The sequence below is a fragment of the Paracidovorax wautersii genome (assembly GCF_031453675.1).
Taxonomy (GTDB): domain Bacteria; phylum Pseudomonadota; class Gammaproteobacteria; order Burkholderiales; family Burkholderiaceae_C; genus Paracidovorax.
The window spans coordinates 4,517,457-4,539,485 of sequence record NZ_JAVIZX010000001.1 but is presented as its reverse complement, the minus strand read 5'-3'; the positions used below and the strand labels follow the sequence as shown (position 1 = coordinate 4,539,485).

Sequence of the window (22,029 nt, the reverse complement as noted above, 5' to 3'; positions counted from 1 at the left end):
CTGCTGCGCCTGTTGCGGGCTCCGGCGCATGCTGGCTGCGGGCCTGCTGGTCCTGGGGGCCTTGTTTTTCCTGCACGGCACGGTTTCCATGGTCGGGCTGGCCTTCCTGGGCTTTTTGCTGTGGCTCGGGCATGCAGCCGTGTCGGCGCTGTCGGGCCCCGCATCCCCTCGCAGTGCCGAGGCCCCGCCTTCCTCTTTCTTGCAACTCCTGTGGCGCGGCCTTCAGCGGCGCGCACCGCCGCAGTCCTCGTCCCGCCCCCGAAAGTGATTCCCGCGTGAAACTCGACGTCAAAGTTCTCGATCCCCGCCTGGCTGACCAACTGCCGGCCTACGCAACGCCCGGCAGCGCCGGCCTGGACCTGCGGGCCTGCCTGGAGGAGCCCTTGACGCTGGCCCCGAACGCCTGGCAACTGGTGCCCACGGGCATGGCCATCCACCTCAAGGACCCGGCCTATGCCGCGCTCATCCTTCCCCGTTCAGGCCTTGGTCACAAGCACGGCATCGTGCTGGGCAACCTGGTCGGCCTGATCGACAGCGACTACCAGGGCCAGCTGATGGTCAGCGCCTGGAATCGCAGCGACGTGCCGTTCACCCTTCAGCCCATGGAGCGTCTGGCGCAACTGGTGATCGTGCCGGTGGTACAGGCGCAGTTCAATGTAGTGAATGCCTTCGCCGATGTCTCCGAACGGGGCGAGGGCGGATACGGCTCCACAGGAAAGCAGTAGTAGCAGGCCACCTGAGTGGGGGCGGCTCTGTAAGGCTTTGGCCTACGGTCCGGCCTGATGCAGGACGGCAGGGGGCGGCGGTATCTCCGCGCAGTGTTGCAAGTGTGTGCAATGGTGCAATGGGTCAACGCAGCGGCCAGACCGGCCATTGCATAGACAAAGGAGTTCAACCATGCGTAAACCGTCTTCCCGCTTCATGTCTCTGGCTGCTTCGGTGGTCGTGGCCGGCACCCTGGCCGCCTGTGCCCAGCCCGGTCCCTATCCGGCCCAGTCCGGCGCCGGCTACCCAGCCTACCCGGCACCCAATACGGTGCCGGCCAACACGCAGTACGGCACGGAATACGGCACGGTGGCCCAGATCGAGACCCTGCAGGCCCGCGGCCGCACCAGCGGCACCGGTGCCATCCTGGGCGCGGTGGTCGGCGGCGTGCTGGGCAATCAGGTCGGCGGCGGCAGCGGCCGGGCAGCCGCCACGGTGCTCGGCGCGGTGGGCGGCGGTGTGGCCGGCAATGCCATCGAGGGCCGCGGCAACAATAACGGTCCGGTCGAGGGGTACCGCCTGATCATCAACCTGGACCAGGGCGGCCAGCGAGTGTACGAAGTGGCTTCCCCGGGTGACCTGCGCAACGGCGACCGCGTGCGCATCAACGGCGGCCAGATCTCGCGCATGTAAGGGGAACACTCTCCAAGAAAAACGGGCCCTGCGGCCCGTTTTTTCTTTGGGTGCGTCCAACGCTGATCAATGCAGCAGATCGTTGCCCGGCGCCTGCGGCTGGATGCGGAAGAAGCCGGTGCCTGCCGTGCCGCGGCCGATCTCGTCTTCCGTCGCTTCGCGCACGCCGTGCACCTGCAGGTGCAGGCGCAGTGCAATGCCTGCGAGAGGGTGGTTGCCGTCCAGCACCACATGGTCCGGATAGAGCTGGGCCACCGTGTACAGCGCATCGCGCGGCGCGTCGGGGTTGCTGCCCTCGGGCAGCGCAGAGCCCTCGAAGGTCATGCCTTCCTCGATGTCCGCAGGGAACAGGGAGCGCGGCTCCAGGAACAGCAGCTTCTCCTGGTAGTCGCCAAAGGCTTCTTCGGGCTCCAGATGCAGGGACAGCGACGCGCCCGCGGAATGGCCCTGCAAGGCTTCTTCCAGGCGGGCGAGCAGATCGTCCCCGCCCACTAGAAACTCCACCGGCTCGTCGAGCACGTCAAGCTCCTCGCCAAGCGTGTCTTTCAGGATCCAGGTCAAGGCGACCACACATTGTTCGGTAATTTCCATAGGAGAATTGTCGCAGTTCGACCCGGGCCGCGACAGCGGCATGCAAATCTCCATGGATATCCAACAACCGCTGGCCCTGCTGGGCGGCCTGACGCCTGCGCAGTTCATGCGCACGTACTGGCACAAGAAACCCCTCCTCGTTCGCCAGGCGATCGCGCAGTTCGAGCCGCCCGTGGGGCGCGCCGAGCTGTTCGCGCTGGCCGGTGAGGAAGGCGTGGAATCGCGCATGATCCAGCACAAGAAGGGCCAGTGGTCCTTGCGCCATGGACCGATTCCGCGGCGCTCTATCCCGCCGCTGAAGACGCCGGAATGGACGGTGCTGGTGCAGGGCGTGGACCTGCATGACGACGCCACGCACGCGCTGCTGCAGCAGTTCCGGTTCGTGCCCGAGGCGCGCCTGGACGATCTGATGATCAGCTATGCCACCGACGGCGGCGGCGTGGGCCCGCACTTCGACAGCTACGACGTCTTCCTGCTGCAGGCGCACGGCCGACGCCGCTGGCGCATCGGCCGGCAAAAGGACCTGAGCCTGCGCGGCGGCCTGCCGCTGAAGATCCTGGCGAACTTCGTGCCCGAACAGGAGTTCGTGCTGGAGCCGGGCGACATGCTCTATCTGCCGCCCGGCTGGGCCCACGACGGCATCGCCGAGGGCGAGTGCATGACCTACTCCATCGGCTTTCGCTCGGCCAACCGCGCCGAGCTGGCCCGCGAGGTGCTGATGCGCGTGGCCGACGAGGCGGGCGACGAAGAGGATTCGCCCATCTACCGCGATCCCAAGCAGCCCGCCGTCGACCGTCCGGGGGCCATTCCCGCGCAGCTGCAGGAGTTCGCCCGCGACGCGGTGCAACGCGCGCTGGCGCAGCCGGGCGGCCTGGAGCGCGCGCTGGGCGAGTGCCTGACCGAACCCAAGTCCAACGTCTGGTTCGAGCCCGCCGAAGCCATGCAGATGCTGGAAGGTGTGGCGCTGGACCGGCGCACGCGCATGATGTACGACGAGCGCCATGTGTTCATCAACGGCGATAGCTACCGCGCCGGCGGCCGTGACGCCACACTCATGCGGCGGCTTGCGGACCAGCGCTTCCTTACCGCCGCGGACCTGGCCCGGGCCAGCGACGACGCGCTGGAGTTGCTGTCGGCCTGGTGCGAAACCGGCTGGGCGCATCCCGATCCGCAGTCCTGAACCCTGAAGCTTCGCATGCCCAAGCTGCCTGCCGAAGGTGCTGACGCACCCGTACCGTGGGGTGGGGGACTGCCCTCTGGTCGGTTCGACGGGCGCGAGGCCTTTCGTGGCCTGGTCCGCGATGCTCTGGCTTGCGCGGCGCGCGAGGGATGGCCGGAATTGGTGCTCAGCGATGCGCAATTCGGCGACTGGCCGCTGAGCGAGCGCAGCGTGACGGAGTCCTTGGAGGCCTGGGCGCGCAGCGGGCGGCGGTTCGTGCTGCTGGCCGGTGGCTTCGACGAGATCGTGCGCGCCCATCCGCGCTTCGTGCACTGGCGTGGCACCTGGGGTCACATCATCGAGTGCCGCCGGGCCGCCGCGAGTTCCGTGGAGTTGCCGAGTGCGCTCTGGTCTCCGAGTTGGGCGCTGCACCGGCTGGACCCGCAGCGCTGCGCGGGGGTGAGCGGATCCGAGCCCGAGCGCTGCCAGCGGCTGCGGGAATCGCTGGACGAGTGGCTGCTGCGCCGCAGCAGCCCCGGCTTTCCCGCTACCACGCTGGGTTTGTGAAGCGCTGGCAAAGCCGCGTATTTCCTGCTGTCAGCGTTAGTCAGGATTGACAAAACCTCCCTATAATTTCGAACTGGTTTCAAAACCAGAGCGCCCTTGAGCGCATACAGCCACAGCGCACCGCTGCAAGAGGTGGACGTCATGGCCATTCAAAGAATCGTCTGTCCAATAGGAAACACTGAAATGAAGAACTCCGTCGTTCTGGCCGCCCTGATCGCTGCTGCAGCCCTCGCCGCTTGCGGCAAGAAGGAAGAGCCCGCTCCTGCACCGGCTCCTGCCGCTGTCGAAGCCCCCGCTCCTGCCGCAGCTCCCGCAGAAGCGCCTGCTTCCGACGCCGCTGCCGCACCGGCTGCCGATGCCGCATCCGCTCCCGCCTCCGACGCTGCTGCCGCCGCTGCCGATGCAGCCGCCGCCGCTGCTGCAGGCGCATCGGCTGCCAAGTAAGCCGATTGGCCCCCTGTCCGGAACCTGCTTCCGGACGGCGAAAGCCCCGTACCGCGCGGTCGGGGCTTTTTCTTTGGCGGGACCGGACGGATTGCGGCCCTGAAGGCCTTGCTGGAACGCTACGTCGTGCGGCGTGCAGTCCTGGTGGCCGGCGCGGGCCCAGACCTTCTGCCAACCGGGTCAGGCGAGCAGGCCTTTGAGGCCGGGATCAGTTGACGGCAATCCAGTCCGTGCCTTCCCGCGGATGGGCGACGTCGATGTCGCCGGTGCTCCAGCCGAGCGCCTCGGCCAGCGCGGCCTGCGCCAGCTCCGGCCGGTTGTTCTGCGCGCTCAGGTGCGCGGCGACCACGCGCTGCAGGCCGTCGTGCCGCACGGCTTTCAGGATGTCTGCCGAGACCGTGTTGGGCAGGTGGCCCAGCCGCCCGCTGATGCGCCGCTTGAGGAAGGCCGGGTAGCTGGACGCCTGGAGCATCTCGGGGTCGTGGTTGGACTCCAGCAGCAGGGCGTGGCAGCCCTGCAGATGGTGCAGCACATGCTCGGAGGCATGGCCCAGGTCGGTGAGCAATCCGATGTGGGTGGCGCCGTCGCTGCAGCGCAGGTGCAGCGGCTCGCGCGCGTCGTGCGGCACGGTGAATGGCAGGGCCTCGAAGGCGCCCAGGTCGATGGGCTCGCCGTCGCAGGCCACGCGCAGCAGGCCGTCGAAATCCGGAGCGCCCAAGGCCGCATGCGTGCCCTGGCTCATCCACACCGGTATGCGGTGGCGCAGGGCCAGCTTCAGCGAGCAGCCGATGTGGTCGGAATGCTCATGCGTGATGAAGATCCCGTCGAGCTGCTGCAGTGCGATGCCGGCAGCCGCCAGGCGCCATTCCAGCTGGCGGATGCCCAGGCCGCAGTCGACGAGGAGGCGGCGCGTCTGCGTGCCGCTGCGCCCTTCGACGACGGTAGCGTTGCCGGTGCTGCCACTGGCCAGATTGCGAAAACGCAGCACCGATCGGCAACGCCTTCCCGGCTTACTTCAGGTCGTCCGCCAGCACGCGCACGATGCGCTCGGCGTTGGCCGAGGACTCGGGCGCGCCAGCGGCGTTCAGCACGGAGGCGGTGCTCTTCTCGCCTTCGCTGCGCACGACGATCCGGTACTTGAGCGGCGCCACGGCATCCGGAGAGCGGCTGAAGATCTTGCTGAAGAAGCCCTGTTCCTTCTTCTCGGTCGGGGCCACGTAGCGCACGAAGTACACGCCCTGGCTGCGGTCGCGGTCTTCCACCGTGAAGCCGGTGCGGTCCAGCGACAGGCCGACGCGGCGCCATGCGCGGTCGAAGCCTTCGTCGAGCTGCACCACCGGGGTGTTGTTGACGGTGGCCATGCGCGCCGTGGGGATGACGGGTGCGGGCGCTGCGGCCACGGCCTTTGCCTGCTCCTGGCTGACGCCCAGCTTGACCATCAGGCGGCGCAGGAATTCGGTTTCCAGTTCCGGGTCCACAGGCCGGGGCTGCCAGACGGTGCTGTCCTTCTGCGTGGACGAGTAGACCTCGATCATGCCGCGGTGGCTGATGAAGATCTCGGTGCTGCCGTTGGCGCCGCGCTCCAGGCGGGTGCGGAAGCGATCACGCTCGCCGGTCGAGTACAGCGAATCGAAGACCTTGCCGATGGTCGAGCGGATGATGTCCTGGGGCAGCTTGGCGCGGTTCTCGGCCCAGTCGGTTTCCAGGATGCCGAGATTGGCTTGCTCGGTGGTGAAGATGAAGCCGTTTTCCAGCCAGAAGTCGCGCACCGGTTCCCAGAGCTGGTCGGCCGGACGGTCGACCACCAGCCAGCGCTGGTTGCCGTCGCGTTCGATGCGCACGTCGCCGATGGCCTTGGGGGCGGCTGCAGCGGATGCGGCAGGGCGCTGGGCCTGGCCGGCTTCGTAGGCGGCGGCGGAGACCGGGGCGCCCGGCACCACGTAGCGCGTCTCCCGCGCGATCTGGTTCAGGTCCGGCGGCACTTCCAGGGTCGATCCCTTGGTGGCGCTCTTGTAGTCGATCTTGTCGTTCTCCAGCACGGAGCAGGCCGACAAGGCCATAACGAGGCCGAGCAGGCCCAGGCGGGTGGAAGCGTTCACGCGAAAATCCTCGTAGATCTGGGAGAGTTGCCGAAAGGGGCCGTGCGGAAAAGGGTCAGAGCAGGCCGGCGGAGCGCAGCGCGGCCTCCACCACCGGTTCGCTGGCGGGGCTCAGGGGCGTCATGGGCAGGCGCATGGTGCCGCCGCAGCGGCCCAGGCGGGCCATGGCCCACTTGACCGGGATGGGGTTGGCCTCGACGAAGAGGTGCTTGTGCACGGGCATCAGGCGCAGCTGGATGTCCATGGCGCGGCGCACGTCGCCGGCCAGCGCGGCCACGCACAGCTCGTGCATCAGGCGCGGGGCCACGTTGGCCGTCACGCTGATGTTGCCCTGGCCGCCGCACAGCATGAGGGCCACGGCCGTCGGATCGTCGCCGGAATACACGGCGAAGCCCTGGGGCACGTCACGGATGAGCCACTGCGCGCGTTCGATGTTGCCGGTGGCTTCCTTGATGCCGATGATGCCGGGCACCTGCGCCAGGCGCAGCACGGTGTCGTGCTGCATATCGGCGACGGAGCGGCCGGGCACGTTGTAGAGGATGGTGGGCAGGTCGCCCACGGCTTCGGCGATGGCCTTGAAGTGCTGGTACTGGCCTTCCTGCGTCGGCTTGTTGTAGTAGGGCACGACCTGCAGCTGCGAGTCGGCGCCCACCTTCTTGGCAAAGCGCGCCAGCTCGATGGCCTCGGCCGTGGAGTTGGCACCGCAGCCGGCCATGATGGGCACGCGCTTGGCCGCCTGCTCGACGGCCACGCGGATGATCTCGCAGTGCTCCTCGACGTTCACCGTGGGCGATTCGCCCGTGGTGCCGACGACGCCGATGCAGTCGGTGCCCTCGGCGATGTGCCAGTCGATCAGGGTGCGCAGCGTGGGGTAGTCCACGCTGCCGTCTTCGTGCATGGGGGTGACGAGAGCGACGATGCTGCCGGTCAGAGGAGCGCTGGGAAGGGTCATGTCCGCGTTGGAAAACGGTAAAAGAGCATTCTAACTAGAGCGGGGGCTGCAGCCGGAGGCGCTCGAGAGGGGCAGACTCGGCATCTTCCCGGAGGGCGGCCACGCGCTGCATACACCGGGCAGGGCTGTCGAGATAGCCGTCCTCGAAGGCCACGGTACGCAGACCCGTGCAGGCGGCCAGCAGTTCCCCGGGCCGCAAAAGAAACTCCGGGCGTGCCGGCCGGCCCAGCCGCTCGTTGCCTGCGGCGAAGGTCTCGTACAGCAGCACGCCGCCGGGCGCCACGCTGGCGACCAGCACCGGCAGCAGCGGCCGCCAGAGGTAGTTGGTGACGACGACCGCGTCGAACCGGCGGCCGGGCAGCGGCCAGGGGCCGCCTTCGATGTCTGCGCAGACCATCTCGCCCAGGGCTTGCAGCGGCGCCAGGGCCGCGGCGTCCCGGTCGACGCCGGTGACGCGGTGGCCGCGTGCGTGCAGCCAGCGCACATGCCGGCCGGCGCCGCAGGCCACGTCCAGCACCGAACCGCCCTGCGGCAGCAGGTGGGCCCAGCGCTCGATCCAGGGCGACGGGGCCGCGGGCAGGTTCTGTGGCATGGGTTTGCTATTGAAATGGGAGCTATATGCGCTTATCCAATAAGCGCTGGAGGCCGATTTTGCTTGGATCTTGCCTCAGAAGCAGGCCCACACCTGGTCCGCCATCATCACCACGAAGCCGGGCTCGGTGTACAGCAGGAAGACCAGTGCGAGCACCGCCGCGCCCGCCAGCGCCCAGGCCCACCGGCGCGGGCGAACGCGGGCGCGGCGGGAGCGGGCGTCGGGGCAGCGGTGGTGGGCATGGCGGTAGCGGGGTTGGAGGGTCAGGCGGCCTGGGGCGCGCGCAGGATCGGGGCTTCCTTCACGGGCAGGTTCACCAGCCCCGCGAAGACGCCCAGCGCGATGGCCAGGTACCAGACCACATCGTAGCTGCCGGTCTGGTCGTACAGCAGCCCGCCCAGCCACACGCCCAGGAAGCTGCCGATCTGGTGGCTGAAGAACACGAAGCCGCCCAGCATCGACAGATGCTGCACCCCGAAGATCTGCGCCACGGTGGCGTTGGTGGGCGGCACGGTGGACAGCCACAGGAAGCCGATGACGGCCGAGAACACATACACCGACAGCGGCGACAGCGGCACCAGCAGGAAGACGCTGATGGCCACCGCCCGCGCGAAGTAGATGAAGGCGAGGATCTTGCGCTTGGCCATGCGCTGGCCGAGCGTGCCGGCGATGTAGGTGCCAAACACGTTGAACAGGCCGATCAGCGCCAGCGCATAGCTGGCCACCTGGGGCGACAGGCCATGGTCCTTCAGGTAGCTGGGCATGTGCACGCCGATGAACACCACCTGGAAGCCGCACACGAAGTAGCCGGCCGTGAGCAGCAGAAAGCTGGGATAGCGCAGCGCCTCGGACATGGCCTGCCCCACGGTCTGGCTGCGCTGGAGCTTTGCACCCCCGGCAGCGTTGCCGAAGCCCGGCTCGCGCAGGCCGAAGGCCAGCGGCACGATGAGCAGCACCATGGCCGAGAGGGCGAGCAGGGCCTCCTGCCAGCCCAGGCCGGCGATCAGCTGGCCCTCCACGGGCACCATCAGGAACTGGCCGAACGAACCGGCCGCGGCCGCCACGCCCATGGCCCAGGAGCGCTTCTCGGGCGCGATCTGGCGGCCCAGCACGCCGTAGATCACGGCATAGGTGGTGCCCGCCTGGGCCGCGCCGATCAGCACGCCGGCGGTGAGGGCGAACAGCAGCGGCGTCGGCGACAGCGCCATGCCGGCCAGGCCCAGCGCATAGAGCACCGCCCCGCCGATCAGCACACGGAAGGCCCCGAACCGGTCGGCCGCCATGCCGGCGAAGATGCCGAACACGCCCCAGGCGATGTTCTGCACGGCGATTGCCAGGGCAAAGGTCTGGCGCGTCCAGCCCATGTCCTGCGTGATGGGCTGCAGCCACAGGCCGAACCCGTGCCGGATGCCCATGGACAGCGTGACGATGGCGGCGCCGCACATCAGCACCTGGGCCATGGACAGTTTCTGTGTGTCTTTATGCATCCGGCGAATGTAGCCAAAACCCGCCTTTCGCGCTGGCGTGGCTGCGACAGCGGAGAGCGGGAGGGCGCCCGGCGGATAAAACCGGAGTGGAGAAAACTGTTGTTATATCCAGCACTACAATCCGCCGCCATGGCAGTCAAACCCGCATCCACTCCCGCCAGCGAATACTCCGAAGGCTCGATCCGCGTCCTGAAAGGGCTGGAGCCCGTCAAGCAGCGCCCGGGCATGTACACCCGCACCGACAACCCCCTGCACATCCTGCAGGAGGTGCTGGACAACGCCGCCGACGAGGCGCTGGCCGGGCACGGCAAGAAGATCAAGGTCACCCTGCACACCGACGGCTCGGTGAGCATCGAAGACGACGGCCGGGGCATTCCCTTCGGCCTGCACCCCGAGGAAAAGGCACCGGTGATCGAGCTGGTGTTCACCCGCCTGCACGCGGGCGGCAAGTTTGACAAGGGCAAGGGCGGCGCCTACAGCTTCTCGGGCGGGCTGCACGGCGTGGGCGTGAGCGTGACCAACGCCCTGGCCCTGCGCCTGGAGGCCAGCACCCACCGCGAAGGGCAGGTCGCCCGCCTGGTGTTTCAGGGCGGCGACGTGACCGAGCCGCTGGTGGCCCGACCGCTGGAGCCCGGCGAGCGCAAGCAGGGCACGACGGTGCGCGTCTGGCCCGACGGCAAGTACTTCGAGACGCTGGCCCTGCCCATGGGCGAACTCACCCATCTGCTGCGCAGCAAGGCCGTGCTGATGCCGGGCGTGACGGTGTCGCTGGTGAACGAAAAGACCAAGGAGACCCAGACCTGGCAGTACAAGGGCGGCCTGCGCGACTACCTAGCGCAGACGCTGTCGGCCGACCCGGTGATTCCGCTCTTCGAGGGCGAGGGCTTTGCCGACCGCCACCACGAGAGCTTTGCCGAAGGCGAGGGGGCCGCGTGGTGCGTGGGCTTCACCGACGAAGGCGCGCCCGTGCGCGAGAGCTACGTCAACCTGATTCCGACCAGCGCCGGCGGCACGCACGACGCGGGCCTGCGCGACGGCCTGTTCAACGCGGTCAAGAGCTTCATCGAGCTGCATTCGCTGTTGCCCAAGGGCGTGAAGCTGCTGCCCGAGGATGTGTTCGCCCGCGCCAGCTACGTGCTGTCGGCCAAGGTGCTGGACCCGCAGTTCCAGGGCCAGGTGAAGGAAAAGCTGAACTCGCGCGATGCCGTGCGCCTGGTCAGCAACTTCGTGCGCCCGGCGCTCGAACTGTGGCTGCACCAGCACGTCGACTACGGCAAGAAGCTGGCCGAACTGGCCATCAAGGCCGCGCAGACACGCCAGAAGGCGGGCCAGAAGGTGGAGAAGAAGAAAGGCTCCGGCGTGGCCGTGCTGCCCGGCAAGCTCACCGACTGCGAAAGCCGCGACATCTCGCACAACGAGGTGTTCCTGGTCGAGGGCGACTCCGCCGGCGGCAGCGCCAAGATGGGCCGCGACAAGGAAAGCCAGGCCGTGCTGCCACTGCGCGGCAAGGTGCTCAACACCTGGGAGGTGGACCGCGACCGCCTGTTCGCCAACACCGAAATCCACGACATCTCGGTGGCCATCGGCGTCGACCCGCATGGCCCCAACGATGCGCCCGACCTGTCCGGCCTGCGCTACGGCAAGATCTGCATCCTGTCGGACGCCGACGTGGACGGCTCGCACATCCAGGTGCTGCTGCTCACGCTGTTCTTCCGCCATTTCCCCAAGCTCATCGAGACCGGCCATATCTACGTGGCGCGCCCGCCGCTGTTCCGCGTGGACGTGCCGGCGCGGGGCAAGAAGCCGGCCTCCAAGCTCTACGCGCTGGACGATGGCGAGCTGGAGGCCATCCTGGACAAGTGCGCCAAGGACGGCGTGCCGCGCGAGAAGTGCCAGATCAGCCGCTTCAAGGGCCTGGGCGAGATGAACGCCGAGCAGCTGTGGGAAACCACGCTCAACCCCGACACCCGCCGCCTGCTACCGGTGCAGCTGGGCGACATGGACTTCGCCGCCACCGAAGGCCTGATCACCAAGCTGATGGGCAAGGGCGAAGCGGCCGCGCGGCGTGAACTGATGGAACTGCACGGCGACGCCGTGGAAGTGGACATCTGAAGCCATGGCAGGCCGCCTTGCCGCGCTGGGTTCAAGCCTTGCTGGTCTTTTAGGCCGCTGGCGCTCGTCCGTATTGGGCATGCTGCTCCTGTTTTCGCAGCATGCCGCGTGGGCGGATCTGTGGGCCTATGTGGACGAGCGGGGCATCACCCACTTTGCGGCCGAGCAGGTGGACGAACGCTATGCACTGTTCTTCCGCGGCCGCGAGTTCGACTCCGTGCGGGACGGCGGTGCCGCTGCGGCCTCGGCCGCCGCATCGGGACCCGCACGGCTGCAGACCTACTTCGACATCGCGCCGGGCTACAAGAGCGTCCGACACCATCTGCGCGCTGCGGCCGAGCGCTACGGCGTCGAGGTCGAACTGCTGCAGGCGGTGATCGCCACCGAGTCGGGCTTCGACCCGGCAGCCGTGTCCCCGCGCGGCGCCGTCGGCCTGATGCAGCTGATGCCCGCGACGGCGGAGCGCTTCGGCGTGGCCGCCGATGCCAAGCGCACCGCCGCCCAGCGGCTCGTCGATCCGGCCACCAATGTGGCGGCCGGCACGCGCTACCTGCGCCACCTGCTGGACCTGTTCGAAGGCCGCATGGACCTGGCGCTGGCCGCCTACAACGCTGGCGAGGGCGCCGTGCAGCGCGCGGGCCAGCGCATCCCGGCCTACCGCGAAACGCAGAACTACGTGAAGAGCGTGCTGGGCCTGTACGGCCAGCTCAAGCCGCCTGCGGCGCAGGCGATGGCCCGGCGCTCCGCCCCGGGCCGCGTACGCATGCAGCTACCGGCCACGCCTTCCGCTCCAACTTCTTCCTCATCATCCCGTGACGCCGCGGCCGGCCTGCCCGCCCGCGTGGCACTGGGAGCTACGACTTCTCAGCCCTCCAACGAATGAGCGACCAACCCACTCTCGATCTTTCCCCGGCCGATCCCGGCGACGGCCTGGGCCTGGCAGGCTACGCCCAGCGCGCGTACCTGGAATACGCCCTGTCCGTGGTCAAGGGCCGCGCGCTGCCCGACGTGTGCGACGGCCTCAAGCCCGTGCAGCGCCGCATCCTGTACGCCATGGACCGCATGGGCCTGGGCTACAGCGGCCCCAACCGCAACGTCGCGGCCAAGCCCGTCAAGAGCGCCCGCGTGGTGGGCGACGTGCTGGGCCGCTTCCATCCGCACGGCGACCAGTCGGCCTACGACGCGCTGGTGCGCCTGGCGCAGGACTTCAACCAGCGCTACCCGCTGATCGACGGCCAGGGCAACTTCGGCAGCCGCGATGGCGACGGCGCCGCGGCCATGCGCTACACCGAGGCGCGCCTGTCGCGCATCACCGGCCTGCTGCTGGACGAGATCGACGAAGGCACGGTCGACTTCATGCCCAACTACGACGGCAGCACGCAGGAGCCGCGTCAGCTGCCGGCCCGCCTGCCATTCGCGCTGCTCAACGGCGCCAGCGGCATCGCCGTGGGCCTGGCGACGGAAATCCCCAGCCACAACCTGCGCGAGATCGCCGACGCCTGCGTGGCGCTCATCAAGAGCCCGAAGCTGACCGAAGACGAGTTGCTGGCCATCGTGCCCGGCCCGGACTACCCCGGCGGCGGCCAGATCATCAGCAGCAGCGCGGACATCGCCGACGCCTACCGCACCGGCCGCGGCAGCCTCAAAGTGCGTGCGCGCTGGAAGATCGAGGACCTGGCGCGCAGCCAGTGGCAGCTCATCGTGACCGAGCTGCCGCCGGGCGTGAGCACGCAGAAGGTGCTGGAGGAGATCGAAGAGATCACCAACCCCAAGGTCAAGACCGGCAAGAAGGCGCTGTCGGCCGAGCAGGTGCAGCTCAAGGCCACGCTGCTGGCGGTGCTGGACGGCGTGCGCGACGAGTCCAGCAAGGACGCGCCCGTGCGCATCGTGATCGAGCCCAAGACCGGCAAGGTGCCGCAGCAGGAGTTGATCACCACGCTGCTGGCGCACACCAGCCTGGAAACCTCGGCCCCCATCAACCTGACCATGGTGGGGCTGGACGGCAAGCCCGTGCAGAAATCGCTGCGGCTGATGCTGGAGGAGTGGATCGCCTTCCGCCAGACGACGATCACGCGGCGCTCCCAGCACCGCCTGAACAAGGTGCTGGACCGCATCCACATCCTCGAGGGGCGGCAGACCGTGCTGCTCAACATCGACGAGGTGATCGCCATCATCCGCGCCGCCGACGAGCCCAAGGCGGCGCTGATCGCGCGCTTCAACCTGTCGGACCGGCAGGCCGAGGACATCCTGGAAATCCGCCTGCGCCAGCTGGCGCGGCTGGAAGCCATCAAGATCGAGCAGGAGCTGAAGGAACTGCGCGAAGAGCAGGGCAAGCTCGAAGACATCCTGGCCAACCCGAATTCGCTGCGCCGGCTGATGGTCAAGGAGATCGAAGCCGATGCCAAGACGTTCGCCGACGCGCGCCGCACGCTGATCCAGGCCGAGAAGAAGGCCGTGGCCGAGGTGCGCGTGGTGGACGAGCCCGTCACCGTGGTGGTGTCCGAAAAAGGCTGGGTGCGTGCGCGCAACGGCCACGGGCATGAAGCGGGCAGCTTCGCCTTCAAGGCCGGCGATGCCTTGTACGGCACCTTCGAATGCCGCACGGTGGACATGCTCATCGTGTTCGGCAGCAACGGGCGCCTGTATTCGGTGGCCGTGTCGCAGCTGCCGGGCGCGCGCGGCGATGGCCAGCCCATCACCACGCTGATCGACCTGGAGAGCGGCACGCAGCCTCTGTACTACTTTGCCGGCCCGGCCAACGCCGTGCTGCTGCTGGCCAGCTCCTCGGGCTACGGCTTCCTGGCCGCGGTGGAGCACATGACGGCGCGCAACAAGGGCGGCAAGGCCTTCATCACGCTGGGCGAGGGCGACCAGCTCTGCCGTCCGTCGCACGCCGCTTTCACCAGCGGCAGCCAGCCGCTGGTGCCGGCCACGCACGTGTGCTGCGCTTCCACGGGCGGGCGCATCCTCACGTTCGAGATCGGCGAACTCAAGCTCATGGCCAACGGCGGCCGGGGGCTGATGCTGATCGACCTGGAGCCCAAGGACACGCTGGCCGGGGCCGCGGCGTACACGCGCAGCATCCGCATCGAAGGCATCGGCCGCGGCGGCAAGGAGCGCGAGGAGTCGCTGGAGATCCGCTCGCTGAACAATGCCCGCGCGGCCCGCGGCCGCAAGGGCAAGGCCGCGGACCTGGGTTTCAAGCCGGCCCGCATCACCCGCGTGGAGTGACGCAAACAGCCGCGCGGGCCCCGGCCCGTGCTGCTGCGCGGAACGCCGTGTGCGCGCAACACACCGGCGCCCGCGGGTTCTTCCGGATAGGAAAACTGCGCCTGCCCCGCGCACCATCGCTGCAAGCACAACAACGACTGCAGGGGTGGCCACCATGTTCCAACGCGTCCGCATCGCACAGAAGCTCTGGCTCGCCGTTTTCCTGATCGTCGTTGCATTGGCCGGGGTGGTCGGCCTGGCGGGCTACCGCACCGTGCAGGTGCAGGCGCAGGCCGACGCCATCGCACGGGAGATGCAGGCGCGGGTGTCGGCCGCCATGCGCTGGTCCGGGCTGACGGAGACCAACGCCGCGCGCACGCAGGCGCTCATCGTGAGCGGCGATCCGGCGGTCGAGGCCGAGTTCAAGGACCTGATCGCCGCCACCAGCGCGCAGATCACCACCGTGCAGAAATCGCTGGAAAGCATGGCCCTGGCCGACGCCGACGAGGCGCAGATGGCCAAGATCGCCGAGGCCCGCAAGACCATGATCGATCTGCGCGGCCAGGCCCGGCAGACCAAGGCGGCCGGCCGGCAGGACGAGGCCGTGGCGCTGGTCAAGCAGCGCTACGACCCGGCCGTCGGCACCTATCTGCAGGCGCTGCGCGACTTCGTGCGACTGCAGGAGCAGACCGCGCAGGCGCGCCTGGCCGAGATGGCGGCAGCCCGCACGCTCACCCTGCAGATCGCCGGCGTGGCTGTGGTCGCCCTGCTGCTGGCCATCGTGGCCGGCGCCCACTACCTGATCGGCAGCATCCAGCGGCCCCTGGCGCAGGCCAACGACCTGGCCGCGCGCATCGCCGGGGGCGACCTGAGCGCGCAGGGCACCGTCACGCGCGGCGACGAGTTCGGCGATCTGCTGCGCTCGCAGTACGCCATGAGCGAGGCGCTGGCCGGCGTGGTGCAGCAGGTGCGCCACAGCACGGACAGCATCGCCATCGCCAGCGCCGAGATCGCCACCGGCAACCACGACCTGTCGTCGCGCACCGAGCAGACTTCCAGCAACCTGCAGGAGACGGCGGCGGCCATGGAGCAGTTCACCAGCACGCTGCAGCAAAGCGCCAGCAGCGCCCAGCAGGCCAGCGGCCTGGCGGCCAACGCCACCGGCGTGGCGCGGCGCGGCGGCGAGGTGGTCACGCAGGTGGTCTCCACCATGGAGGACATCCACCACAGCAGCAAGAAGATCGCCGACATCATCGGCGTGATCGATGGCATCGCTTTCCAGACCAACATCCTGGCGCTGAACGCGGCGGTAGAGGCCGCACGGGCGGGCGAGCAGGGCCGGGGCTTTGCCGTGGTGGCGGGCGAGGTGCGCAGCCTGGCCCAGCGCAGCGCCGAGGCGGCCAAAGAGATCAAGCAGCTCATCGGCACCTCGGTGGAGCGGGTGGAGGCGGGCAGCCGCCTGGTGCGGGATGCGGGCACGACCATGGAAGACATCGTGCGTTCGGTGCAGCGGGTGAACGACATGATCGGCGAGATCACGGCGGCGGCGTCCGAGCAGAGCGCCGGCATCGGCCAGGTCAACCAGTCGGTCGGCCAACTGGACCAGATGACGCAGCAGAACGCAGCGCTGGTGGAGGAAAGCGCGGCCGCCGCGCAGAGCCTGCGCGAGCAGGCGGAGCAGCTGGCACGCACGGTGGCGGTGTTCAAGGTGCCTGGCGGCGCCCCTGCCCCGGCGGTCGCTGCGGCATCCGCATCGGTTGCCGCATCCGGCTCAGCAACGGCCGCTGCCTCGCGCAGCACGCCTGCCCTCGGGGCGGAAGGCCGGGCAACGGCCCCGGCTGCGGGCAAGTCCGCTGCGGCGGCGCTGCGGAGTCCCCACGCTGCCCAGCCCGTTGCCGCCGCGGCTGGCAAGCCGGCACAGGCATCGGCTGCGGCTGCGGCGCGCCAGCCGGCGCTGGCGGGCCAGGGCGGCAATGACGATTGGGAAAGCTTTTGAGGTGCCGTGGATTAGATGCTATGGATAAGTGAGCTGTTAGCGCTTGATCCATAAGCGTTTTCAATAGAAAAGTGCCGGAAGTCGTTGTTTAACAAGCGCATAAAGCTATTGATTCAATAGCGTTCCACCGGCGAGACGAGGGCCTTCGGCAGAGGGCCTGCAATACGCAGACACGCAGGCACTTAGGCACGCAGGGACATCCAGCAGCCCGCTTGCCTTCTCCCGCCTGGTGCGTCGATGATCCCGGCTTTCGTCTGCCATCACGCCTTCCATGTCTGCATTGCTCTCCACCGCCCGGCGGCTCGCCATCGCGGCCCTCTTCGTTTCCACGGTGGCCGCCGTCCAGGCACAGCCGCAGCAGCAGCCACCGCTGCGCATCGGCGCCATTCCTTCCGTCGCCAACGAGGCCACGGAAAAAGCCATCGAGCTGGCGCGCGCGCAGGGCCTGAATGTGAAGCTGGTGGAGTTCACGGACTGGGTGCTGCCCAACACGGCCCTCGCCGAAGGCTCGATCGACGCCAACTTCTTCCAGCACTACCCGTTCCTTGAGCGCTTCAACCAGAGCCGGGGCGTGCATCTCAAGCCGATCGCCTATGGCTACTCCACCACCATCGGACTGTTCTCCAAGAAGCTGAAGAAGGGCGACGCCGTGCCCGATGGCGCCACCATCGCGATCCTGTCGGACCCTGTGAACAACGCGCGGTCGCTGCTGCTGCTCGAATCCATGGAGCTCATCAAGCTCAAGCCCGGCGCCGGCCACCTCGCGACGACGGCAGACATCACGGCGAACCCCAAGAAGCTCAAGCTCATCGCCGTGGAAGGCGCGCAATCGGCCCGTGTCTTCGAGGACGTGACCGCCGTGGTCACCTACACGACCTTCGCCAAGCACGGCGGCGTGGACGAGAAGCAGGGCCTGGCGTTCGACAACACCGTGCCCGAGAACGTGAAGCGCTACGCCATCCGCTGGGTGACGACGCCGGAGAAGGAGAATGACCCGCGGCTGCTGAAGTTCATCGCCATCTACCAGCAGTCGCCCGAGGTCAAGGCGATCCTGCGGCGCCTCTACGGGGACTTGATCGACTTTCCCTGGTGAGCCGGTGGGCAGCTCTCGCTGCCGGCCGTGGGCTTTCCCTGCGGCCGGTCACGCACCCGTCCAGGGCGTGGCCTGAAAGCGCTCCGCGGGCGCTGTGATCTGTTCGCGGCAGGCCACCAGCGGGAGATCGCGCTGGCCCGGCGTGGTGCGCGACACCAGGGCGTACAGGCTGCTGACCGCGCTGGACACGGCATCGGGCTCCGATGCACCGCGCAGCAGATGGCCCAGCAGCACCGCAGAGAACACGTCGCCCATGCCGTTGGGCAGCGGCTGCAGGTCGATGAACGGGGTCTGCACCAGCCACGCGTCGCGCGCCGTGACGGCCAGCGTGGCCAGGCGGTCCGTGGGCAGGTCGGGCGTGCGCAGGCTGGTCACCACGATCAGGGACGGACCGGTGCCCGGCGTGCTGCCCAGCAGTGCGCGCGCAGCGGCGATGGCGTCGTCCACCGAGCCGAGCGGCTGGCCGTGCAGCATCTCGAATTCATACTGGTTGGGCGTGAGGATGCTGGCCTGCGCCAGCGCGCGGCGGCGCAGGAACTCGGGGATGCCGGGGCGCACGAACACGCCGCGGCCCACATCGCCCATCACCGGGTCGCACAGGTAATGCGCCTCGGGCCGCTGGGTGCGGATCTCCTGCACGGCCGCCAGAATGGCCTCGCCGACGCCTGCGTCGCCCAGGTAGCCCGACAGCACGGCCTGGCAGCGCGCCAGCACGCCGCGTGCGCGCAGGCCGTCCAGCACGTCGCCGATGTGCGCCGGCGTGAACACCTGGCCCTTGAATTCGCCATAGCCCGTGTGGTTGGAGAACTGCACCGTGTGCACGGCCACGGGCTCGATGCCCAGCAGCTGCAGCGGCAGCATGGCCGCATCGTTTCCCACATGCCCGTAGGCCACGTGGGACTGGATGGACAGCACGAGCGGAGGCTCGGCAACGAGGGGCGGGGTGTTAGCAGGCATGGCGGAGCGAGGTAATGAAAAACGCCGCAGCGCCAGGACAGCGGTGCGGCGCGGTGCGGACGAACCCGGAAACTCAGGCCAGTTCGGCGATCAGTTCGATCTCGACGCAGGCGCCCATGGGGATCTGGGCCACGCCGAAGGCGCTGCGGGCGTGCTTGCCCTTGTCGCCGAACACTTCGCCGAACAGTTCGCTGGCACCGTTGGTCACCAGATGCTGCTCCGTGAAGTCGCCGGTGGAGTTGACGAGGCTCATCACCTTGACGATGCGCTGAATGCGGTTCAGGTCGTTGCCCGTGGCCGCGTGCAGCGTGCCCAGCAGGTCGATGGCGACCGCGCGGGCGGCCTGCTTGCCTTCCTCGACCGTGATGTCGCGGCCGAACTGGGCCGACCAGGGCTTGCCGTCCTTGCGCGCGATGTGGCCGGAGAGGAACACCAGGTTGCCGGTCTGCACGTACGGCACGTACGCGGCGGCGGGCACAGCCACCGGGGGCAGGGTGATATCGAGTTCTTTCAGCTTGTCGTAAACGCTCATGGCAATCCTTGCGGCAAAAAACAAAACATCCAGCGCGGCGGCCGGCCGTGGGGCCCAGGCAGGCGGCGGGGCGGCGCCCTCGGCGCTGCGCTGCAGGCAGCCCCGCATGTTACACACGCCGAGGCCGCCGCACCGGTGCGGCGGCAGGCACTAGCATGTGCGGATGGATGCCTTGCACCGCCCGAACCTGCAGCCGGCCGCCGTTGCTGCGGACGGCAAGGCGGCCGTTGCAAGGCCACCTGAAAGGCATGGCGCTGGCCAGCCCTGGCGACTGCCCTGGTGGTTGGCCGGCGGCCTGCTGGGCACGGCCGCACAGTTGCAGCAGGCGGCTCTGTGGCCGCGCAGCGCCTATCTGGCGCTGGTGGCCGCTGGACTGTCCTGCTGCGCAGCGCTATGGCTGCTGCGTGCGGCGCCGGCGCGCCCGGGCGGGCGCCCCTGGAGGCACGGCCGTGCCGGCGCCGCGGCTGCGGCAGCGGGGGGCGCTTTGCTGCTGTTCGGCGTGTGCGGACTGCGCGCCTCGATGTTCCTGGCCGACGCCCTGCCGCCCGCGCTGGAAGGCCGCGACATGCGCATCGCCGCTGTGGTGGCGGCCATGCCGCAGGCGAGCGATGCCGGGCTGCGCCTGCGGATGGCCGTGGAAGAGGCCCGCCTTGACGGGACGGTTGTGGCCGTGCCGCCGCTGATCGACGTGTCGTGGTATGCGTCCTCCTCGTTTACACGCGATGCGCCGGCGGCGGCCGCCCCGTCAGAGCCGTTGCCCGCGGTGCGCGCGGGCGAGCGCTGGGCGATGACGGTGCGGCTCAAGGCCCCGCACGGCGCGCACAACCCGCATGGGTTCGACTACGAACTGCTGCTGTGGGAGCAGGGCGTGCAGGCCGTGGGCTATGTGCGCGACGGGGCACGCCATGAAGCGCCCGTGCGCCTGGCCAGCACATGGCGATACCCTGTGGAGCAGGCGCGGCAGCACGTGCGCGATGCCATCGTGCAGCGTCTGGCGGCATCGCAAGACCCGGCGGACACGGCGCGGCGCCGTGCGGCCGGCGTGGTCGCTGCGCTGGTCACGGGCGACCAGCGCGCGATCGACCGCGCCGACTGGGATGTCTTCCGCGCCACGGGCGTGGCCCACCTAATGAGCATCAGCGGTCTGCACATCACGCTCTTCGCGTGGATCGCCGCGGCGGTGGCTGGCGCGCTGTGGCGGCGTTCCCAGCGGCTGTGCCTGGCCGTGCCGGCACCCTCGGCGGCCCTGGCATGCGGCGTGGCGCTGGCCGCCGGCTACGCGCTGTTCAGCGGCTGGGGCGTGCCGGCGCAGCGCACGGTGTGCATGCTCGCCACGGTCGCGCTGCTGCGGCTGTCCGGGCGGCGCTGGCCGTGGCCGCAGGTGTGGCTGCTGGCCTGCGCTGTGGTGGTGGTCGCCGACCCGTGGGCGCTGCTGCAGGCCGGCTTCTGGCTGAGCTTCGTCGCGGTGGCCGTGCTGTTCGCGAGCGACCCCGTCCATGGCGCGCGTGGCGCCCCTCAGGGATGGCGCGGCCGGGGCGTGGCCTTGCTGCGCGAGCAGTGGACGGTCACCCTGGCGCTCACGCCGCTCACCTTGCTGCTCTTCGGGCAGATGTCCGTCGTCGGGATGGCCGCCAACCTCGTGGCCATTCCGTGGACGACGCTGGTGCTCACGCCGCTGGCGCTGGCGGGAGTGCTCTGGGCCCCGCTGTGGGACGCGGCCGCCTGGTGCGTGCTGCCGCTGTCTGCCGGCCTGCAATGGCTTGCGCAGTGGCCGTGGGCCCAGGTGTCGCTGCCCATCGCCCCTTTGTGGGCCGGCGCCGTGGCGGTGGTGGGTGGCACGTTGCTGGCGCTGCGTCTGCCTTGGGGCGTGCGACTGCTGGGCCTGCCCTTGTTGCTGCCCGCCCTGTGGTGGCAGCCGGCGCGGCCGGCGGCCGGCCAGTTCGACCTGATGGCGGTGGATGTGGGCCAGGGCCAGGCCGTGCTGGTGCGCACCGCCGGCCACGCGTTGCTCTACGACGCGGGGCCGCGCTACCACCAGGACAGCGACGCGGGCCAGCGCGTGCTGGTGCCGCTGCTGCGGGCCCTTGGCGAGCGGCTGGATCTGCTGGTGCTGAGCCACCGCGATCTGGACCATACCGGCGGCGCGGCCGCGGTGCTGGCGCAGCAGCCCCAGGCGGCGGTGCGGGGCTCCATCGAGGCCGGGCATCCGCTGCAGGCGCTGCGACCGGTGGTGCCGTGCGTGGCCGGTCAGCGCTGGCAGTGGGATGGCGTGGCGTTCGAGGTGCTGCATCCGTCACCGGCGGACCGCACAGAGGCCGCCAAGCCCAATGCCGCGTCGTGCGTGCTGCGCATCGCTGCCGCACCGGTGGCTGCGGCAGGCGGGGGACGGGGCGCCGTCGCGCTGCTGGTCGGCGACATCGAGCGTGCACAGGAGTCCGCGCTGCTCCAGCGTGGCGAAGATGTGGCGGCCGACGTGCTGCTGGTGCCGCACCACGGCAGCAAGACCTCGTCCAGCGAGGCGTTTCTGGACGCCGTACGGCCTCGCACTGCACTGGTGCAGGCCGGCTATCGCAACCGTTTCGGCCATCCAGCATCCGAGGTGGCGGCCCGCTACCGGCAGCGGGGGGCGCTGCTGGTGGAAACGGCCCGCTGCGGCGCCGCGACGTGGGCGTCCGACCGCCCACAGTCCGTGCAGTGCGAGCGCGAGGCGGGCCGCAGGGTATGGCACCACACGCTGCCAGCGGCGGCGCCCACCGCCGAAGACTGAGCGCGCGGCGCCCGCAGGCGCGGGGGGCAGGGCGCGGCCTGGCTGCCTACGCGGGCCCGGCCGCCTGTCTTTC

At 69.3% G+C, this 22,029-nt stretch carries 19 protein-coding genes; 11 read left to right on the top strand and 8 right to left on the bottom strand.

What is annotated here, in order from left to right; genetic code table 11:
* Window positions 1-275: 275 nt before the first annotated feature.
* Window positions 276-725, top strand: coding sequence for a dUTP diphosphatase (gene dut / locus QE399_RS20605; protein WP_309831807.1), 450 nt, complete (start codon window positions 276-278; stop codon window positions 723-725).
* 172 nt (window positions 726-897) lie between these two features.
* Entirely contained in the window at window positions 898-1,398 is a 501-nt protein-coding gene (locus QE399_RS20600) for an outer membrane lipoprotein (RefSeq protein WP_309831805.1), read from the top strand.
* A gap of 66 nt (window positions 1,399-1,464) precedes the next feature.
* On the opposite strand, the gene QE399_RS20595 is transcribed toward QE399_RS20600, so the two are convergent.
* On the bottom strand, window positions 1,465-1,989 hold the full coding sequence (locus QE399_RS20595) for an FKBP-type peptidyl-prolyl cis-trans isomerase (protein WP_309831803.1): 525 nt from the start codon (window positions 1,987-1,989) through the stop codon (window positions 1,465-1,467).
* A 52-nt stretch (window positions 1,990-2,041) separates the two neighbouring features.
* Between QE399_RS20595 and QE399_RS20590 the strand changes: the two genes are divergently transcribed.
* The 3 genes from QE399_RS20590 to QE399_RS20580 all read left to right on the top strand — a co-directional run bounded on the left by QE399_RS20590 (window position 2,042) and on the right by QE399_RS20580 (window position 4,159).
* Window positions 2,042-3,169 carry a JmjC domain-containing protein gene (locus QE399_RS20590; RefSeq protein ID WP_309831800.1) on the top strand — a complete coding sequence of 376 codons (1,128 nt, stop codon included), beginning with the start codon at window positions 2,042-2,044 and terminating at the stop codon, window positions 3,167-3,169.
* 15 nt (window positions 3,170-3,184) lie between these two features.
* On the top strand, window positions 3,185-3,715 hold the full coding sequence (locus QE399_RS20585; protein ID WP_309831798.1) for a hypothetical protein: 531 nt from the start codon (window positions 3,185-3,187) through the stop codon (window positions 3,713-3,715).
* Between the two features lie 183 nt (window positions 3,716-3,898).
* Window positions 3,899-4,159, top strand: a complete 261-nt coding sequence (locus QE399_RS20580) for a hypothetical protein (protein WP_309831796.1) — start codon at window positions 3,899-3,901, stop codon at window positions 4,157-4,159.
* A gap of 208 nt (window positions 4,160-4,367) precedes the next feature.
* Here the strand turns inward: QE399_RS20580 and QE399_RS20575 are convergent, their stop codons facing one another.
* The 5 genes from QE399_RS20575 to QE399_RS20555 all read right to left on the bottom strand — a co-directional run bounded on the left by QE399_RS20575 (window position 4,368) and on the right by QE399_RS20555 (window position 9,289).
* Window positions 4,368-5,147, bottom strand: coding sequence for an MBL fold metallo-hydrolase (locus QE399_RS20575; protein ID WP_309831794.1), 780 nt, complete (start codon window positions 5,145-5,147; stop codon window positions 4,368-4,370).
* Between the two features lie 22 nt (window positions 5,148-5,169).
* Window positions 5,170-6,258, bottom strand: a complete 1,089-nt coding sequence (bamC, locus tag QE399_RS20570; RefSeq protein ID WP_309831791.1) for an outer membrane protein assembly factor BamC — start codon at window positions 6,256-6,258, stop codon at window positions 5,170-5,172.
* Between the two features lie 55 nt (window positions 6,259-6,313).
* The gene (gene dapA / locus QE399_RS20565; RefSeq protein WP_309831788.1) at window positions 6,314-7,210 is read right to left on the bottom strand and encodes a 4-hydroxy-tetrahydrodipicolinate synthase; all 897 of its coding nucleotides are present in this window, start codon (window positions 7,208-7,210) and stop codon (window positions 6,314-6,316) included.
* Window positions 7,211-7,244: 34 nt separating this feature from the next.
* A complete protein-coding gene (locus QE399_RS20560; protein ID WP_309831786.1) occupies window positions 7,245-7,802 on the bottom strand; it encodes a class I SAM-dependent methyltransferase in 558 nt (185 codons plus the stop codon).
* A gap of 263 nt (window positions 7,803-8,065) precedes the next feature.
* A complete protein-coding gene (locus QE399_RS20555) occupies window positions 8,066-9,289 on the bottom strand; it encodes an MFS transporter (RefSeq protein ID WP_309831784.1) in 1,224 nt (407 codons plus the stop codon).
* A gap of 129 nt (window positions 9,290-9,418) precedes the next feature.
* On the opposite strand from QE399_RS20555, the gene QE399_RS20550 reads away from it, so the two are divergent.
* From QE399_RS20550 to QE399_RS20530, 5 genes are all read left to right on the top strand, one after another.
* A complete protein-coding gene (locus QE399_RS20550; protein ID WP_309831783.1) occupies window positions 9,419-11,401 on the top strand; it encodes a DNA topoisomerase IV subunit B in 1,983 nt (660 codons plus the stop codon).
* Between the two features lie 79 nt (window positions 11,402-11,480).
* Entirely contained in the window at window positions 11,481-12,284 is an 804-nt protein-coding gene (locus QE399_RS20545) for a lytic transglycosylase domain-containing protein (RefSeq protein ID WP_309831781.1), read from the top strand.
* Window positions 12,281-14,632 carry a DNA topoisomerase IV subunit A gene (parC, locus tag QE399_RS20540; RefSeq protein ID WP_309831779.1) on the top strand — a complete coding sequence of 784 codons (2,352 nt, stop codon included), beginning with the start codon at window positions 12,281-12,283 and terminating at the stop codon, window positions 14,630-14,632. Before QE399_RS20545 ends, parC begins: the two co-directional genes overlap by 4 nt.
* Before the next feature lie 154 nt (window positions 14,633-14,786).
* A complete protein-coding gene (locus tag QE399_RS20535; protein ID WP_309831777.1) occupies window positions 14,787-16,607 on the top strand; it encodes a methyl-accepting chemotaxis protein in 1,821 nt (606 codons plus the stop codon).
* Between the two features lie 271 nt (window positions 16,608-16,878).
* Complete coding sequence (locus QE399_RS20530; RefSeq protein ID WP_309831775.1) at window positions 16,879-17,700, top strand: MetQ/NlpA family ABC transporter substrate-binding protein; 822 nt, start codon at window positions 16,879-16,881, stop codon at window positions 17,698-17,700.
* A gap of 48 nt (window positions 17,701-17,748) precedes the next feature.
* On the opposite strand, the gene pdxY is transcribed toward QE399_RS20530, so the two are convergent.
* Window positions 17,749-18,657, bottom strand: a complete 909-nt coding sequence (gene pdxY / locus QE399_RS20525) for a pyridoxal kinase PdxY (protein ID WP_309831772.1) — start codon at window positions 18,655-18,657, stop codon at window positions 17,749-17,751.
* Between the two features lie 73 nt (window positions 18,658-18,730).
* On the bottom strand, window positions 18,731-19,189 hold the full coding sequence (locus QE399_RS20520) for a RidA family protein (RefSeq protein WP_309831770.1): 459 nt from the start codon (window positions 19,187-19,189) through the stop codon (window positions 18,731-18,733).
* 163 nt (window positions 19,190-19,352) lie between these two features.
* Between QE399_RS20520 and QE399_RS20515 the strand changes: the two genes are divergently transcribed.
* Window positions 19,353-21,956 (top strand): DNA internalization-related competence protein ComEC/Rec2, encoded by a 2,604-nt coding sequence (locus QE399_RS20515; protein WP_309831768.1) that lies wholly within the window; start codon window positions 19,353-19,355, stop codon window positions 21,954-21,956.
* Window positions 21,957-22,029 lie beyond the last annotated feature (73 nt).